Raw genomic sequence first — 14189 nt, 5'->3', positions numbered from 1 at the left:
GCGATAAGTGTCAACACCACCTAGTGCGCACTTGCGCACGGGGGCCGGGACGACGGTGTTGTGCGCGACGAGCATTGCGCACCAAAAAAAGCCGCAACTCACTCCAGATGGTTCACCTTCGCCACCCAGGCGCGGACGTCGGCGAGCACGGCGGGCAGCACGGCCTTGACCTCCTGCACGGTCATGCCGGGCTTGATGCGGGGGTCGTAGAGCAGGTTGAGCAGATATTGGTCGTAGACGTCGAAATAGCCCATCGAGACGTTGTCATTGAACATGGTCCAGGGCACGGTGGCGGTGTCGTTGATCGGGCCGAGCGACTGCAACAACTCCTCATAGGCGCAGTCGAGGAAGACGAAATCGCCGTTGTCGACGGTGAGGATCACGTCGGAATGCTCGATCTCGTAGTTCTCGTTCTTGCGGAAGCCGGACAGGCATTGCGGGTCGAGCGAGGAGCGGATCTCCCTGGCGCGATCCTGGCCGTAGAAGGTCGCGATCGTGCGGTACAACTCGCGGTCGCGCACCAGCTTGACCACGACATTGGCCGCTTCGTTGTTCTCGGTCATCGCGATGTCGAGATGCTGCACCTTGCTGCGGATGTCGGCGACGACCTTGGCAAGCTGCGCCTTGCGGTCGGCGCGGCTGCCGTCGGCGAACACGCGCACCGGACTGTCGTACTTGCGGATGCGGTCGACCCGCCCGGCGAGATGATATTCGGCGCCGAACGCGGTTTTCAGAAAGCCCTCGACGATCTCGGCGTCGGTGAAGACCTTCTTCTCGTTGCGCTGGCGCGCGGCGATCGCCGGTACCTCGGTGGCGGCCGCGGGCAGCGCGGCATCAGCGAGGCAAGCGGCGAGCGTTGCGGCGATAAGGACGAGGATCGAAGGACGGTGCTGGGGCATTGTGACAACGCTGCCGCAAGGTTTGCGGCAGCGCAAGGCGGGATCAGCGATCTTGCCGAATGGCGGCGCCTGGTTCCGTTGAAATCGACGCGATCAATTGTTCTTCACCACCACGGTGGTGCCGACCGAGACGCGACCATAGAGATCGGTGACGTCGTCGTTGGTCATGCGGAAGCAGCCCGACGAGACGGCCTGGCCGATCGTCTCCGGCTCGTTCGAGCCGTGGATGCGATAGAGCGTCGAGCCGAGATACATCGCGCGCGCGCCGAGCGGGTTCTCGATGCCGCCGTTCATGTGGCGCGGCAGATCGGGGCGGCGGCGCAGCATCTGCGACGGCGGCGTCCACGACGGCCATTCCTTCTTTGCGGAGATGCGGTGGACACCGCTCCAGCGGAAGCCGTCGCGGCCGACGCCGATGCCGTAGCGCAGCGCCTGGCCGTTCGCCAGCACCAGATAGAGCCGGCGTTCGGCGGTGTTCACCACGATGGTGCCGGGGGCGTAGTTGGTCGGGTAGTTGACGGTGGTGCGCGGGATCGGGCTTGCGCCGCCGCCGCCGAAGAAGCTCGGGGCTTCGGACTGATAGCCGCGGGAATCGAAGAACTGGGCGTGGGCCTGGCCGGCACCTGCCAGGATCGTGAGCGCGGCAAACATCAAGGCAATCGGGCGCATGGTCGTCGTCCTCGCGAACAATCAAATATGCAGTCAGAGAGGCCACAATTACCTGCGTTTCGCAAGCGACGAAGCCGTGACCTCAGGCATTTTCGAACAACACGGTTTAAAAAGGCAACAGATCGGAAGCGATACCTGCATTGTCCGGCCAAGCCTTTGACGAAGCCGCTGAAGAATGGTTGATCTGGAGCGTTTTCGAGCGAAGTGGGTACCGGTTCGCGTCAAGAAAACGCGACCAAACAAAAGGATGAGAGCATGATCCGATTCAATCGGATCGGATCGTGCTCTGAGCGACCTCAAGAACATCTCGAAATGGGAGCGAGAGCATGAACGGTGCGGAAAGTCTGGTGCGGACATTGGTCGCAGGCGGCGTGGATGTCTGTTTTACCAATCCCGGCACCTCGGAGATGCATTTCGTCGCGGCGCTGGACAAGGTCCCGGGCATGCGCTGCGTGCTCGGTCTGTTCGAAGGCGTGGTGACCGGTGCGGCCGACGGCTATTTCCGCATGAAGGGAACGCCGGCCTCGACGCTGCTGCATCTCGGGCCCGGCCTCGCCAACGGCCTTGCCAATCTGCACAACGCCAAGAAGGCGCATTCCGGCATCGTCAACATCGTCGGCCAGCATGCCACCTACCACATCGGCTACAACGCGCCGCTGACATCGGACATCGAGGGCCTGGCGCGGCCGATGTCGTCCTGGGTGCGCACCTCGCCGGATGCCAAGTCGGTTGCCGCCGACGGCGCGGCCGCGATCGCCGCCGCCAGGAGCGCGCCGCCGCAGATCGCAACCCTGATCCTGCCGGCCGACACCGCCTGGAACGAAGCCGACAGCACCGCCGAGGTGCCCGTGGACACGCAGCGCCCGAGCTATTCGCCGCAGGCGGTCGATACCGCGGCGAAAATCCTGCACGGCGATGCCGCGCATACGCTGCTGCTCGTCACCGGCAGCGCGTTGACCGAGCACGGGCTGGCGCTCGCCGAGCGCATCGCCGGCAAGACCGGCTGCACGGTGATGGGCCAGACCTATCACCCGCGGATGGCGCGCGGCCGCGGCCGCTTCTCGATCAACCGGATTCCCTATGTGATCGAGCAGGCGCTGCCGATCCTGAAAAATTTCCGTCACATCGTGCTGGTCGAGGCCAACGATCCCGTGGCGTTCTTCGCCTATCCGAACAAGCCGAGCATGCTGAAGGCGGAAGGCTGCGAGGTGCATCGCATGACCGCCTGGGGCGAGAATTCGGTCGCGGCGCTCGAGGCGCTCGCGGGTGCGCTGCATGCGACCGCGCAGGACGTCAAGCCGCAGCAATTGCAAGAACTGGCCAAGCCGACCGGCGCGCTCAACCACGCCACGATCGCGCAGGCGATTGCGTGCGCGATCCCCGAGAATGCCATCATGGTCGATGAATCCGTCACCACCGGCCGCGGCTTCTTCCCGCCGACGGCAGCGGCCGCGCCGCATGACTGGCTGCAGAACATGGGCGGCTCGATCGGCTTCTCGACGCCGGTGGCAACCGGCGCCGCGGTCGCCTGTCCGGACCGCAAGGTGATCTGCATGGTCGGCGACGGCAGCGCGATGTACACGATCCAGTCGCTGTGGACCCAGGCGCGCGAGGGACTCAACGTGGTGACCATTGTGTTCGCCAACCGCATCTATCAGATCCTGCGCGGCGAGTTCGACGGCGTCGGCGCCGGCGAGCCGGGCAAGCGGGCGCAGGACATGCTGAAGATCGACCGGCCGACGCTCGACTTCGTCGCGCTCGCCCGGGGTATGGGGGTGCCGGGCAGGGCGGTGACGACGGCCGACGAGTTCAACAAGGCGCTCGCGGAAGCCGTTGCGGAGCCGGGACCGCGGCTGATCGAAGTGCAGATGTAAGGGCGTAGTTGCGGCGGCGGCCCAGAGCATGATCCGGAAAAGTGCGAAGCGGTTTTCCGAAAAGATCATGCTCAAACAACAAGCTGAAGCGCGATGATGAACCACCTGATCTCATCGCGCTTTAGTCCAGTCGGAGGCGTCGATGCAGACCGAACTGAACAAGGTGATCGCCGCCGTGGAGGAATTCTATGCGCAGGAGATGTTCCTGCTCGAGCGCGATCTCGGCGAGCGAACGCTCACTCACCGGCTGGCGGTCTACGTCGAGCGGCAATTTTCCGGCTGGCAGGTCGATTGCAACTACGACCGGCTCGGCGAGCGCACGCTGCGGCTGCCGCGCGGCTCGGGGAGCTCGACCGACGACCATCTCGGCAAGTCGATCTATCCCGATATCGTCGTGCATCAGCGCGACATCCCGAACAATCTCCTGGCCATCGAACTGCGCAAGGACAGCAATCACCAGCCGATCGAGCACGATCAGCGCAAGCTGCAGGCGCTGACCGATCCGAACGTCTGGTTTGCCTATGCGATGGGCGTGCTGGTGATCGTCGGACACAGCGGGGTGAGCTTTTCCGAGGTCTATGCCGGCGGAGCCATCGATAGCGCGACATCGCTCTGGTTTGCCGAGCGGCTCCGCGAGAGCGGGCTCGCGAACAGGCGCGACAATGGCGCTCCGCATTAAGCCTATCGATGAATCTTTCTCCGCGTTGCAGTGATAGCCCGTTTGGATCATGCGTGGCCCCTGCGCGCGCGGCACAACAGAAGGTGCGGGAGGTGGAGCAATTCCTGGAGCTGGTGGTCAATTTTCAGAACGATCCGATGGCGGTGCGGATTATCAGCTTCGCAACTCTTTCGCTCCCCCTCCCGCACCTGAATTCGCTGGTCTGACTTTCGCTGGTCCAGCTTGCACTGATCCAACTTCCACTGCCCCAACTTCCAACGCCCCAACTTCCACGGCCTGAGGTGGTCGGCGCACTTGATTGCGACGCGACGGGCCGAGGCGACATCCGCACCGAGACAGTAAAAAGGCCGCCTTCGGGCGGCCTTTTCCGTGATCGCCAAGTCCGTGATCGCCAAGTCCGTGATCGCGAAGTCCGTGATCGCCAAGTGGATCACCGGGCGCGATTGTTTCTATTTATTGCTTGGTGGCATCGCTGCCGGTCGTGGCGGCACCGGTCGTGGCACCGGTCTTGGCGCTCGATTTCTTGGCGGTCTTCTTCGCTTTCTTCTTCGGCGCCTTGGCCGCCTCGCTCTTGGTCGCGGTGTCGCCGCTTTGCGCGGCGGGGGCCGGGCTCCCGCCCGCCTTGTCCTGCGCGAGCGCGGTGGACGAGACGAAGGCAAGGGCGGTGGCGGCGAGGATCAGTGTTCGCATCGGATGTTCTCCCAAGTTGGTTTCCGGCGAGCCTCAACGGGACAGAATGTCGCAGGGTTCCGCGGCGCCGATCATCAGTCCGTGAGCTCTGCGTGAACGGCATGGCCACCGCGGAACCGGGAACCGGGCGCCGCGTTATCTGGCCGGGCAGGAGTTCCGAGGAGAGACGCCATGCGCTGGCGGTCAGTGACGGAAACCACCAATACGGTGCTCGACACCGCCCCCGAGGATACCTTCTACGCGGCGGGCTGGACCATCAGCGGCGTGGCGACGCTGGCCACCATCGTCGCGATCTGGATGTTCGGGATCTGAGGTTGAACGATCCACGACAAGGCAGCCGGCGCGCTGTCGCTGGCGGCCGGTCGCGGCCTGCGTCGTCCGCTACTTCCGCAGAATTGCCAGCCCTTCCCGATAGAGTTGCGAGAAGCAGACCAAGAGCGCACTCGACAGCAGGAACATCGCCAGGCTGTCATAGTCGCCGGCCGTCGGCCAGGCGAACTCGAAATAGGGCGGCATGAACGCCCACCAGACGATCGGTACCGTGATGATGGTGGCAAACGCGCCGGCGGGCGCGCCGCCCATCAGGCCGGCGATCAGGATCGCCGGCACGAAGCCCGCGAAATAGAACTGCATGCCGAAGCTCGCGAACATCTCCTGGGTCGCGGTGGCCAGCACCACCGCAAGCAGGGCGACGACGAATGTCGACAACGACCAAGGCCGCAGCTTCAAAATGTAGTCGTTGCCCTTGCGCATCGAGACTCCCGGCCCCAGCGAGTTCCGGGAAGGTAGCCGAGGAGGCCTGCAAACAAAACCCCGTACGATTCCGAGGGGCAGGGTTGTGCTCGATACAGTGAAAAGGAACCGGCCCGGTCAAGCCGCCGCCGTATTGTCGCGCATATTGCGTTGCGGCACGGCGATTGGGGACAACACGATGCTCGAACTTCTGATTGTCGTTCTCGTCGCCGGGATCGGGTTCGTATCGGGGTACGGCGTGCGCGAGCTGATCTCTCGCCGCAGACGGCGGTCCGCCCCGCGCGTTCGCGTTCGCGCGCCGCAGGTTCGCGCCGCGAATGACGACAGCTCCGCCCGCGGCTGGTATCGGCCGACCGGCACTCAAAGCGCCGATCACGCCATCCCGCCACCCGATGAACTCGACGGCGCCGTTCGCGACCTGCTCGGCCAACTCAGCCGGCGCACCGGCAACCCGTCACCCGCCCGCACCGCCGCCGGCAGTAAGGGGGAAGCGCCGGGCCGCCGCCACTAACGCGTCGGCTGCTTTGCATGGGGTTGTTTTCGACATTTTTGATGAGGCGGTCCCGAAGGGGAATGGTGGACGCACAAGGGATCGAACCTTGGACCTCTCCCGTGTGAAGGGAACGCTCTCCCGCTGAGCTATGCGTCCGGGATGTGACGTGCCAAAAGCCGCTGGTCGGCGGCCGGTCGAGTGCGGCGCTTCGTCAGAGCGTGCGATTTACGAAGTGCCGGGTAGGGGTGTCAAGCCAAACCCTGCGGGAATTAAGCCCCTTGCTGGCGGGCGCGGGAGGCATGTGACTGCAGCGCCCGGATGCGCTCGGCGAGCGTGCCGCCGCCCTCGGGCATCCCGCTGCCCGGCGAGACGCCGTTGGCGGGCTTGGCCGCCGCCTTGCCCGGCACCGTCGGCTCCGCCGCCAGCATGGCCTCGATCGCCGAATTCGGGCCCTCGAGCTGGATCGCGAGCTTGGCCACCTCGGCGGCGATGTCGTTGATGCGCTCGCGCAGCAGCGCATTCTCCATCCGCTCGGTCGCCCAGGAACTCTCGGCCTGCTGCTGGATGGCATTGATGTCGCGCTGCAGCTTGCCGCGCTCGTCGCTGACGGTGCGCAGCTGCTCCTCGACTTGAGTCTTCTCCTGGCGCAGCTTGTCGAGCGCGGAGGATTTGCCGCCGCCCACTGCTGCGATCTCCTCGCGCAGCTCCTGCACAGTCCGCTCGGCGGCGGCGTTGGCCTGCTTCAACTGGCCGTTCTCGAATTCACGCTCGGCAAGCAGCTTGCCCTGGGTCGCAAGCCGCGTCTCGAGGTCGTTGACGCGGTTGCCGAGCAGCTCGGCTTCCTTGACCTGGGCGACGAGCTGGCGGTCGAGGTCGTTGACGCGCTGGCTCAGATTCTCGACTCGGCCGCGCGCGTCGGTGAGATCGCGCGTCGCGGTTTCCGACTGGTTGCGCTCCTGGGCGAGGCGGGCTTCGGTTGCCGCGAATTCCCTGGCGGCATCGCCGACCCGGTTCTTCAGCTCCTCGACCTGGGTCCGCACCGCGACCAGTTCGATCTGGCGGCTGTCGGCGGCCATCGCGCGGTCGTTGAGCTCGGCGTTGATCTTGCCAAGCTCGCCCTGCTTGTCGGTCAGCGCCTGCTCGGCGTTGCGCAACAGCTCGGTCTTGGCTGAGAACTCTTCCTCGGTGGCGCGAAGCTGCTCCTTCATCGCCTTCTCGCGCGCTTCCAGCGCGAAGATCGCGGCGTTCTTCTCGCCGAGCTCGATCTTCATGCGGTTGATCGCATCGGTCTTCTTGCCGAGCTCGGCGAGCTGGCTCGTGGTCTTGCTCTTGAGCTGGTCGACGCTCATCTCGAGCCGGCGGGCCGACATGGCGAATTCGGCGCGGAGCTGGTCCTTGTCGGCCTGGATCTCGGCCATCGACAGCGGGGTGGCCGCCTCCATGCGGCGCGTAGTCAGCCGCACCGCCCGGTTGTGCACCAGCGGAACGATCATCAGGCCGCACAGCATCGAGATCAGGAAACCGATCGCCGCGTACATGATCGGCTCGATCATGAAGGGTCACTCCAAGAAAAGAAGGAATTTGTTAATCACAATGCCACGGCGGGCCGGCCAAAGGCCAGCCCGATTGCCGCGTTAACCTGAATTGCTAACCGTGCCGGAGCGCCGGCCTCATCGTCCGATCAGGGCTGCGACCTCGCGCTTCGTTCCGATGAATCGGAACGAGGCTCTGGATTTTGTCTTGACGCGCTTTCTTGATGCGAACCGCCGTCCAATGCGCTGGAAACGCTCTAGAACGGGTTCCAGGTCGCGCGCGGGGTGAATTTGAGATAGCCGACGCTGGCGCCGAGCCGCAGGCCGATGCCCGAGCGAATCGGGACCAGCACGATGTTGTTGGCGGTCAGCGCCGTCATGCCGAAGCCGCCGACGATATAGGCCGAGCCGTCGATGCCGACGAAGCGCTGATAGATCGCCTGGGTCGAAGGCAGGTTGTAGACCAGCGTCATGGTCCTCGCGCCGTCGCCGCCCCAGTCGAAGCCGACCGAGGGACCCTGCCAGTAGACCCTGAGGTCGCCGGCGTTCTTGGTGTAGAGCGTGCCTTCGCCATAGCGCAGCCCGGCCACGAAGGCGCCGGAGCCTTCCTCGCCGAGCACATAACCGTTGGGCAGGCCCCACTGGCTGACCGCGCGCTCGATGACCGAGGCGAGTCCGCGCGAGACATTGCCGAAGAACTTGTGTCCGGCATTGACCAGTTCATCGGGCCCGTAAGTATACGGGGTCGGTTCACGCTGTGGCGGCGGATATTGCGGTGGCGGGCCCTGCTGCGCGGACGCCCCTGCGCTCCAGCACATCAGCGCGGCAAACGCGACCGCGGCAAGGCGTGATGCGAAAGTCATTAAGAACCCCTGCTATCGAAATCCGGGCGCTGCCCTTTAACCTGATGCCAACAGGCACGGCTCTAGGTTGCGCCCGGTGTCCCCTCGACTCGGATGTTATCGGTATCAACTATGACGGCACAACGGCAGGAAAGATATGGATCGTGCCGCGGGATGGCGTTTTTCGGCCTGTTGGCGGGCATTTTGGCGGCCATCTGGCCCTCCTTGCCTGTTCAGGCCACCACAACCGAGCGCGTGGTGACGAACCGCTACTCCGGATTGGCGATCGAAGGATTCGATCCCGTCGCTTATTTCACCGATGCCGCCGCCACCCAGGGGCGGCCGGAATTCGAGGCCGCAGAGAACGGCGTGGTCTGGCGTTTCCGCAACGAGGGCAACCGCGCTTCGTTCGTGGCGCATCCCGAAATCTATGGCCCGCAATTCGGCGGCTACGATCCGACCGATCTGGTGCGGGGCGTCACCTGCGCGGGCAATCCGCGCTTCTGGGCCGTCGTCGGGAACAGGCTTTACCTGTTCAACCGGGAACGCAGCCGTGACGCGTTCGCCGCCGATCCCGCGCGCTTTTTGAAGGAAGCCGCAGTGCGTTGGCCGGAGCTGGAAGACAATCTCGCGCAGTGATCACGGCGCCGCGGCCGGGTCGCCCCAGGCAATGAATTCCGGCACCAGAAAGTCTTCGCGGCCCAGCCCGAAATGCAACGGGCTTCCGTTCGAATCGGTGACCTTGCCGCCGGCCGCAACGACGACCGCGTGACCGGCCGCCACATCCCACTCCGATGTCGGCGACAGGCGGGGATAGATATCGACCTCGCCCTCGGCGACGCGGCCGAATTTGACGGCCGAGCCCAGCACGGCGCGGACCGCGCCGCCGCGTGCGTCGATGAAGGCTTCGGTGCGTGCATCGCCATGCGAGCGGCTCACTGCCACCGTCCATGGGGCACCGCGCGGCGGGCAGGGACGGGTCTTGATCGGCACCGCCTGCGAAACCGCGCCGGCCTGCGACGTCAGCCGCTCCGCGCCCTTGCCGACGATGCCGCGCCAGATCAGGCCGAGCGCCGGCGCGCCGACGATGCCGAGCAGCGGCACGCCTTGCGTGACCAGCGCCACATTGACGGTGAATTCATTGCGGCCGGCAACGAACTCCTTTGTGCCGTCGAGCGGATCAATCAGGAAGAAACTGTCCTTATAAGGCGGCGTCGCCAGATGGACGCGCTCCTCCGATAGCAGCGACACCTGCGGCGCGAGCCGCGTCAGCCCTTCGACGATGATGTGGTCGGCGGCGAGATCGGCCTCGGTGACCGGCGACCCGTCGCTCTTGCCGGTCACCTTCATCGCGGAACGATTGACGGCAAGAATTGCCTCGCCGGCGCGGATCACCAGTTCGGTCAGCGATTCGAGCAGCGTCGCGGCGGCCTCGCAGCCGATCAGGGACGGCTTTGCCCTATTCATGTGCGGGTCTCATATCAGCGGATCGCATATCCTGTTTGTGTTCCCTGAGATCATGATGCGATGACGGAGCATCGCATCATGATCTCATCTCCTTGTTTGAGCATGACCTTTTCGGAAAACCGGTTTCCACTTTTCCGGATCATGCTTTATCAGCCCCGTCGCAAGCTGGCAGCATCCGTCTGCGCAGTGTATCAAGCCCACAGGCATGCGTGATTCGCACTCCTCGGTCGGCGTGCGGCTTTCCAGGAAACAATTGATGTCTGGCACTTCGTCTCCCGGTCCCGCTCCCGACGCGCTCGAGCTCGCGGCGCTCTTGTGCTCGCGGGTCTGTCACGATCTCATCAGTCCGGTCGGTGCGATCGTTAATGGGCTTGAGGTCCTTGACGACAATCCCAAGCCCGAAGATCGCGACTTCGCGCTCGATCTGATTCGCAAGAGCGCCAAGACCGCTTCGGCGCGGTTGCAGTTCTGCCGGCTGGCGTTTGGCGCGGCCGGTTCCTCCGGCGCGCAGATCGACCTCGGCGACGCCCAGAACATGGCGAAGGGGCATATCGAGGACGGCAAGGTGGCGCTGACCTGGAATTTGCCGCGGCTGCTGTTGCCCAAGAACCGGGTCAAGCTGCTCTTGAACATGCTGGTCGTCGCGCAGCAGACGATCCCGCGCGGCGGCACGCTGACGATTGATCCGGTCGGCGAAGGCGAGGCGATGAGCTTCCGCATCACGGCCGCGGGCCTCAATGCGCGCGTGCCGCAGAACATCGTCGATCTCCTGAATGCGACCTCGCCGAACACGGTCGATGCGCATGCGGTGCAACCGCACTACACCCGCCTGCTGGCGGAAGCCTGCGGGCTGAAGGTGACGCTCGCGCTCGACGGCGACAAGGTCATCATTGCCGCGTCCTGACCGCGGCCGCGCCGATATCATTAATCAAAGGTTACGACCGGCCGCGCGATTCGATCGCGCGGCCTTATCTCTTTGTTGATCCCGTTCCTTTCCATTTGCTCAACCAAACTTAAACGCTTTGCGGAGAAGCTGACCTGAGTTCCGTCAGGCGCGTCGATGTTGCGCGCCGCTGCGTTTTCGGCGTTTTTCGAAGGTTGGTTTCATGGACGATCTGTTGCGCGAGTTCCTGACGGAGAGCAGCGAGAGCCTGGATACGGTCGACAACCAGCTGGTGCAGTTCGAGCAGGATCCGAACAACGCGAAGATCCTGGATAACATCTTCCGGCTGGTGCACACCATCAAGGGCACCTGCGGCTTCCTCGGGCTGCCGCGGCTCGAGGCGCTGGCGCATGCCGGCGAGACCTTGATGGGCAAATTCCGCGACGGCATGCCGGTGAAGGCGGAAGCCGTGACGCTGATCCTGTCCTCGATCGACCGCATCAAGGAGATCCTTGCAGGGCTCGAGGCGACCGAGGCCGAGCCTGAAGGCAACGACCGCGATCTGATCGATCAGCTCGAGGCCATGGTCGAGCACGGCATGGCGGCAATGGCAGTTGCTGCTGAAGAAGACGTGCCGGTCGTCGAAGCCCCGTCCGTGCAGGCGGCCGAAGGCACGCTGGTGGTGCAGACGCTGGAGCGTCCGCTGCGTCCGGGCGAGGTCTCGCTCGACGAGCTCGAGCGCGCCTTCCGCGAGACCGAGACCGAAGTCGCCGCGCCCGCGCCGGCCGCCAAGCCTGCCGCTGCGGCTCCCGCCGCCGAGCCGGCTGAGCCTGCGAAGAAGCCGGCCCGCAAGGCCGCCGGTGAGGATGTCCAGGAAGGCGACAAGATCGCCAACCAGTCGATCCGGGTCAATGTCGACACCCTCGAACACCTGATGACCATGGTCTCCGAGCTGGTCCTGACCCGCAACCAGCTGCTGGAGATCTCCCGCCGCAACGAGGACACCGAGTTCAAGGTGCCCTTGCAGCGGCTCTCCAACGTCACCGCCGAGCTGCAGGAAGGCGTCATGAAGACGCGCATGCAGCCGATCGGCAATGCCTGGCAGAAGCTGCCGCGCATCGTCCGCGACCTCTCCGGCGAACTCGGCAAGCAGATCGAGCTCGAGATGCACGGCGCCGACACCGAGCTCGACCGCCAGGTGCTCGACCTGATCAAGGATCCGTTGACGCACATGGTGCGCAACTCCGCCGATCATGGGCTGGAGACCACCGCCGAGCGGGTCGCCGCCGGCAAGCCAGAACAGGGCACCATTCGCCTGTCCGCCTATCACGAGGGCGGCCACATCATCATCTGCATTGCCGACAATGGCCGCGGGCTCAACACCGAGCGGATCAAGGCCAAGGCGCTTCAGAACGGTCTCGTCACCGAGGCTGAACTGGAGAAGATGACCGAGGCCCAGATCCACAAGTTCATCTTCGCGCCGGGCTTCTCGACCGCCGCGCAAGTGACCTCGGTGTCCGGCCGCGGCGTCGGCATGGACGTGGTGCGCACCAATATCGACCAGATCGGCGGCACCATCGACATCAAGAGCGTGGCCGGCGAGGGGGCCTCGGTCACCATCAAGATCCCGCTGACCCTTGCGATCGTCTCCGCCCTGATCGTGGAAGCCGGCGGCGACCGCTTTGCGATCCCGCAATTGTCTGTCGTCGAGCTGGTGCGCGCCCGCGCCAACTCCGAGCACCGCATCGAGCGCATCAAGGACACCGCGGTCTTGCGCCTGCGCAACAAGCTGCTGCCGCTGATCCACCTCAAGAAGCTGCTCAAGATCGACGACGGCGCGACCACAACCGACGCCGAGAACGGCTTCATCGTGGTCACTCAAGTGGGCAGCCAGACCTTCGGCATCGTGGTCGACGGCGTGTTCCACACCGAGGAGATCGTGGTCAAGCCGATGTCGACCAAGCTGCGGCACATCGACATGTTCTCCGGCAACACCATCCTTGGCGATGGCGCCGTGATCATGATCATCGATCCCAACGGCATCGCAAAAGCCCTCGGCGCGTCCGGCTCCTCGGCCCATGACCTGGCCGACGACAATGCGAACGCCCATGCGGCAAGCGGCGAGCAGCTGACCTCGCTGCTGGTGTTCCGCGCCGGCTCCTCGCAGCCCAAGGCGGTGCCGCTCGGCCTCGTCACCCGGCTGGAGGAGATCGCAACCGACAAGATCGAGCTCTCGAACGGCCGCTACATGGTGCAGTACCGCGAGCAGCTGATGCCGCTGGTGCAGATGGCCGGGGTCGAGGTGCAGAGCCAGGGCTCGCAGCCGATCCTGGTGTTCGCCGACGACGGCCGCTCGATGGGGCTCGTGGTCGACGAGATCATCGACATCGTCGAGGAGCGGCTCAACATCGAGGTCGCGGGTTCGCAGGACGGCATTCTGGGCTCGGCCGTGATCAAGGGCCAGGCCACCGAGGTGATCGACGTCGGCCACTTCCTGCCGATGGCGTTCGCCGACTGGTTCTCGCGCAAGGAGATGCGCCCGTCGGCTAGCGCGCAGTCGGTGCTGCTGGTCGATGACAGTGCCTTCTTCCGCAACATGCTGGCGCCGGTCTTGAAGGCCGCCGGCTACAAGGTCAGGACCGCGGGCGGCGCGCAGGAAGGGCTCGCCGCGCTGCGTTCGGGACAGGCCTTCGACGTCGTGCTGACCGACATCGAGATGCCCGAGATGAACGGCTTCGAGTTCGCCGAGAACATCCGAAGCGACCACAATCTGATCGGACTGCCGATCATCGCGCTGTCGGCGATGGTGTCGCCGGCGGCGATCGAGCGCGGCCGGCAGGCCGGCTTCCACGACTATGTCGCCAAGTTTGATCGTCCCGGGCTGATCGCGGCGCTGAAAGAGCAGACCGCCGAGATCCGGAAAGCGGCGTGACGGGACGGGAGGGAAACAGAGCGATGACCAGCAAGACCGACACAAGCGAAGGCGCCATGGCCGAATACGTCACCGCCGTGATCGGCGGGCAGCTGTTCGGCCTGCCGATCTCGCGGGTGCAGGACGTGTTCATGCCGGAGCGGCTGACGCGGGTGCCGCTGGCCTCCAGCGAGATCGCCGGCGTGCTCAATCTGCGCGGCCGCATCGTCACCGTGGTCGACATGCGCGCCCGGCTCGGGCTGCCGAAGGCCGACGACGGCCAGCTGCCGATGGCGGTCGGCGTCGACCAGCGCGGCGAATCCTATGGCCTGTTGATCGACCAGATCGGCGAGGTGCTGCGGCTGCCCGACGACAGCCGCGAGGACAACCCGGTCAACCTCGATCCCCGCATGGCCAAGCTCGCCGGCGGCGTCCACCGCCTCGACGGCCAGCTCATGGTCGTCCTCGACGTCGATCGCGTGCTCGAACTGGTGCCC

The 14189-nt window shown here is 65.0% G+C and carries 16 protein-coding genes and 1 tRNA gene; 9 read left to right on the top strand and 8 right to left on the bottom strand.

Annotated features, from left to right (window positions below; all coding sequences use genetic code 11):
• Positions 1–98 precede the first annotated feature (98 nt).
• A complete protein-coding gene (locus tag AKL29_RS03345; protein WP_028338182.1) occupies positions 99–899 on the bottom strand; it encodes a DUF2927 domain-containing protein in 801 nt (266 codons plus the stop codon).
• A 93-nt stretch (positions 900–992) separates the two neighbouring features.
• Positions 993–1568: a L,D-transpeptidase gene (locus AKL29_RS03340; protein WP_038378145.1), complete on the bottom strand. Its 576-nt coding sequence runs from the start codon at positions 1566–1568 to the stop codon at positions 993–995.
• A gap of 326 nt (positions 1569–1894) precedes the next feature.
• Here AKL29_RS03340 and AKL29_RS03335 point away from each other — a divergent pair, with 326 nt between their 5' ends.
• From AKL29_RS03335 to AKL29_RS42680, 3 genes are all read left to right on the top strand, one after another.
• Positions 1895–3442: an acetolactate synthase large subunit gene (locus AKL29_RS03335; protein WP_050383077.1), complete on the top strand. Its 1548-nt coding sequence runs from the start codon at positions 1895–1897 to the stop codon at positions 3440–3442.
• 142 nt (positions 3443–3584) lie between these two features.
• Positions 3585–4121, top strand: a complete 537-nt coding sequence (locus tag AKL29_RS03330) for a hypothetical protein (protein ID WP_050383074.1) — start codon at positions 3585–3587, stop codon at positions 4119–4121.
• A gap of 53 nt (positions 4122–4174) precedes the next feature.
• On the top strand, positions 4175–4327 hold the full coding sequence (locus tag AKL29_RS42680) for a hypothetical protein (protein WP_160321703.1): 153 nt from the start codon (positions 4175–4177) through the stop codon (positions 4325–4327).
• A 247-nt stretch (positions 4328–4574) separates the two neighbouring features.
• On the opposite strand, the gene AKL29_RS03320 is transcribed toward AKL29_RS42680, so the two are convergent.
• On the bottom strand, positions 4575–4811 hold the full coding sequence (locus AKL29_RS03320; RefSeq protein ID WP_244481729.1) for a hypothetical protein: 237 nt from the start codon (positions 4809–4811) through the stop codon (positions 4575–4577).
• A gap of 171 nt (positions 4812–4982) precedes the next feature.
• Between AKL29_RS03320 and AKL29_RS43235 the strand changes: the two genes are divergently transcribed.
• Positions 4983–5123 carry a hypothetical protein gene (locus tag AKL29_RS43235; protein ID WP_167350374.1) on the top strand — a complete coding sequence of 47 codons (141 nt, stop codon included), beginning with the start codon at positions 4983–4985 and terminating at the stop codon, positions 5121–5123.
• Between the two features lie 69 nt (positions 5124–5192).
• On the opposite strand, the gene AKL29_RS03315 is transcribed toward AKL29_RS43235, so the two are convergent.
• A complete protein-coding gene (locus AKL29_RS03315) occupies positions 5193–5564 on the bottom strand; it encodes a DUF4118 domain-containing protein (protein WP_028338178.1) in 372 nt (123 codons plus the stop codon).
• Between the two features lie 178 nt (positions 5565–5742).
• Here AKL29_RS03315 and AKL29_RS03310 point away from each other — a divergent pair, with 178 nt between their 5' ends.
• Complete coding sequence (locus tag AKL29_RS03310; RefSeq protein WP_050383067.1) at positions 5743–6075, top strand: hypothetical protein; 333 nt, start codon at positions 5743–5745, stop codon at positions 6073–6075.
• Between the two features lie 63 nt (positions 6076–6138).
• Here the strand turns inward: AKL29_RS03310 and AKL29_RS03305 are convergent.
• The 3 genes from AKL29_RS03305 to AKL29_RS03295 form a co-directional block, all read right to left on the bottom strand.
• Positions 6139–6213 (bottom strand) — tRNA-Val (locus AKL29_RS03305).
• Between the two features lie 113 nt (positions 6214–6326).
• The gene (locus AKL29_RS03300) at positions 6327–7610 is read right to left on the bottom strand and encodes a coiled-coil domain-containing protein (protein WP_050383065.1); all 1284 of its coding nucleotides are present in this window, start codon (positions 7608–7610) and stop codon (positions 6327–6329) included.
• A gap of 236 nt (positions 7611–7846) precedes the next feature.
• A complete protein-coding gene (locus AKL29_RS03295; protein WP_016843676.1) occupies positions 7847–8452 on the bottom strand; it encodes a DUF1134 domain-containing protein in 606 nt (201 codons plus the stop codon).
• Between the two features lie 153 nt (positions 8453–8605).
• Between AKL29_RS03295 and AKL29_RS03290 the strand changes: the two genes are divergently transcribed.
• Positions 8606–9070, top strand: coding sequence for a YHS domain-containing (seleno)protein (locus AKL29_RS03290; protein ID WP_050383061.1), 465 nt, complete (start codon positions 8606–8608; stop codon positions 9068–9070).
• On the opposite strand, the gene cysQ is transcribed toward AKL29_RS03290, so the two are convergent.
• Entirely contained in the window at positions 9071–9898 is an 828-nt protein-coding gene (gene cysQ / locus AKL29_RS03285; protein WP_050383059.1) for a 3'(2'),5'-bisphosphate nucleotidase CysQ, read from the bottom strand.
• A 256-nt stretch (positions 9899–10154) separates the two neighbouring features.
• On the opposite strand from cysQ, the gene chpT reads away from it, so the two are divergent.
• From chpT to AKL29_RS03270, 3 genes are all read left to right on the top strand, one after another.
• Positions 10155–10802, top strand: coding sequence for a histidine phosphotransferase ChpT (gene chpT / locus AKL29_RS03280; RefSeq protein ID WP_028338173.1), 648 nt, complete (start codon positions 10155–10157; stop codon positions 10800–10802).
• Positions 10803–11004: 202 nt separating this feature from the next.
• The gene (locus tag AKL29_RS03275; protein ID WP_050383057.1) at positions 11005–13713 is read left to right on the top strand and encodes a hybrid sensor histidine kinase/response regulator; all 2709 of its coding nucleotides are present in this window, start codon (positions 11005–11007) and stop codon (positions 13711–13713) included.
• Positions 13714–13736: 23 nt separating this feature from the next.
• Positions 13737–14189 (top strand): chemotaxis protein CheW (locus tag AKL29_RS03270; protein WP_050383055.1); only part of this gene is annotated, 453 nt, incomplete at its 3' end.

It is taken from the genome of Bradyrhizobium pachyrhizi, from assembly GCF_001189245.1.
Classification (GTDB): Bacteria; Pseudomonadota; Alphaproteobacteria; order Rhizobiales; family Xanthobacteraceae; genus Bradyrhizobium; species Bradyrhizobium pachyrhizi.
This window is presented reverse-complemented; position numbering and strand designations above follow the sequence as displayed.

Bases quoted from the DNA above. Each gene is read 5' to 3' on its own strand.
- AKL29_RS03345 (WP_028338182.1), bottom strand. From the start codon at position 899: ATGCCCCAGCACCGTCCTTCGATCCTCGTCCTTATCGCCGCAACGCTC.
- AKL29_RS03340 (WP_038378145.1), bottom strand. From the start codon at position 1,568: ATGCGCCCGATTGCCTTGATGTTTGCCGCGCTCACGATCCTGGCAGGT.
- AKL29_RS03335 (WP_050383077.1), top strand. From the start codon at position 1,895: ATGAACGGTGCGGAAAGTCTGGTGCGGACATTGGTCGCAGGCGGCGTG.
- AKL29_RS03330 (WP_050383074.1), top strand. From the start codon at position 3,585: ATGCAGACCGAACTGAACAAGGTGATCGCCGCCGTGGAGGAATTCTAT.
- AKL29_RS03320 (WP_244481729.1), bottom strand. From the start codon at position 4,811: ATGCGAACACTGATCCTCGCCGCCACCGCCCTTGCCTTCGTCTCGTCC.
- AKL29_RS43235 (WP_167350374.1), top strand. From the start codon at position 4,983: ATGCGCTGGCGGTCAGTGACGGAAACCACCAATACGGTGCTCGACACC.
- AKL29_RS03315 (WP_028338178.1), bottom strand. From the start codon at position 5,564: ATGCGCAAGGGCAACGACTACATTTTGAAGCTGCGGCCTTGGTCGTTG.
- AKL29_RS03310 (WP_050383067.1), top strand. From the start codon at position 5,743: ATGCTCGAACTTCTGATTGTCGTTCTCGTCGCCGGGATCGGGTTCGTA.
- AKL29_RS03300 (WP_050383065.1), bottom strand. From the start codon at position 7,610: ATGATCGAGCCGATCATGTACGCGGCGATCGGTTTCCTGATCTCGATG.
- AKL29_RS03295 (WP_016843676.1), bottom strand. From the start codon at position 8,452: ATGACTTTCGCATCACGCCTTGCCGCGGTCGCGTTTGCCGCGCTGATG.
- AKL29_RS03290 (WP_050383061.1), top strand. From the start codon at position 8,606: ATGGCGTTTTTCGGCCTGTTGGCGGGCATTTTGGCGGCCATCTGGCCC.
- cysQ (WP_050383059.1), bottom strand. From the start codon at position 9,898: ATGAATAGGGCAAAGCCGTCCCTGATCGGCTGCGAGGCCGCCGCGACG.
- chpT (WP_028338173.1), top strand. From the start codon at position 10,155: ATGTCTGGCACTTCGTCTCCCGGTCCCGCTCCCGACGCGCTCGAGCTC.
- AKL29_RS03275 (WP_050383057.1), top strand. From the start codon at position 11,005: ATGGACGATCTGTTGCGCGAGTTCCTGACGGAGAGCAGCGAGAGCCTG.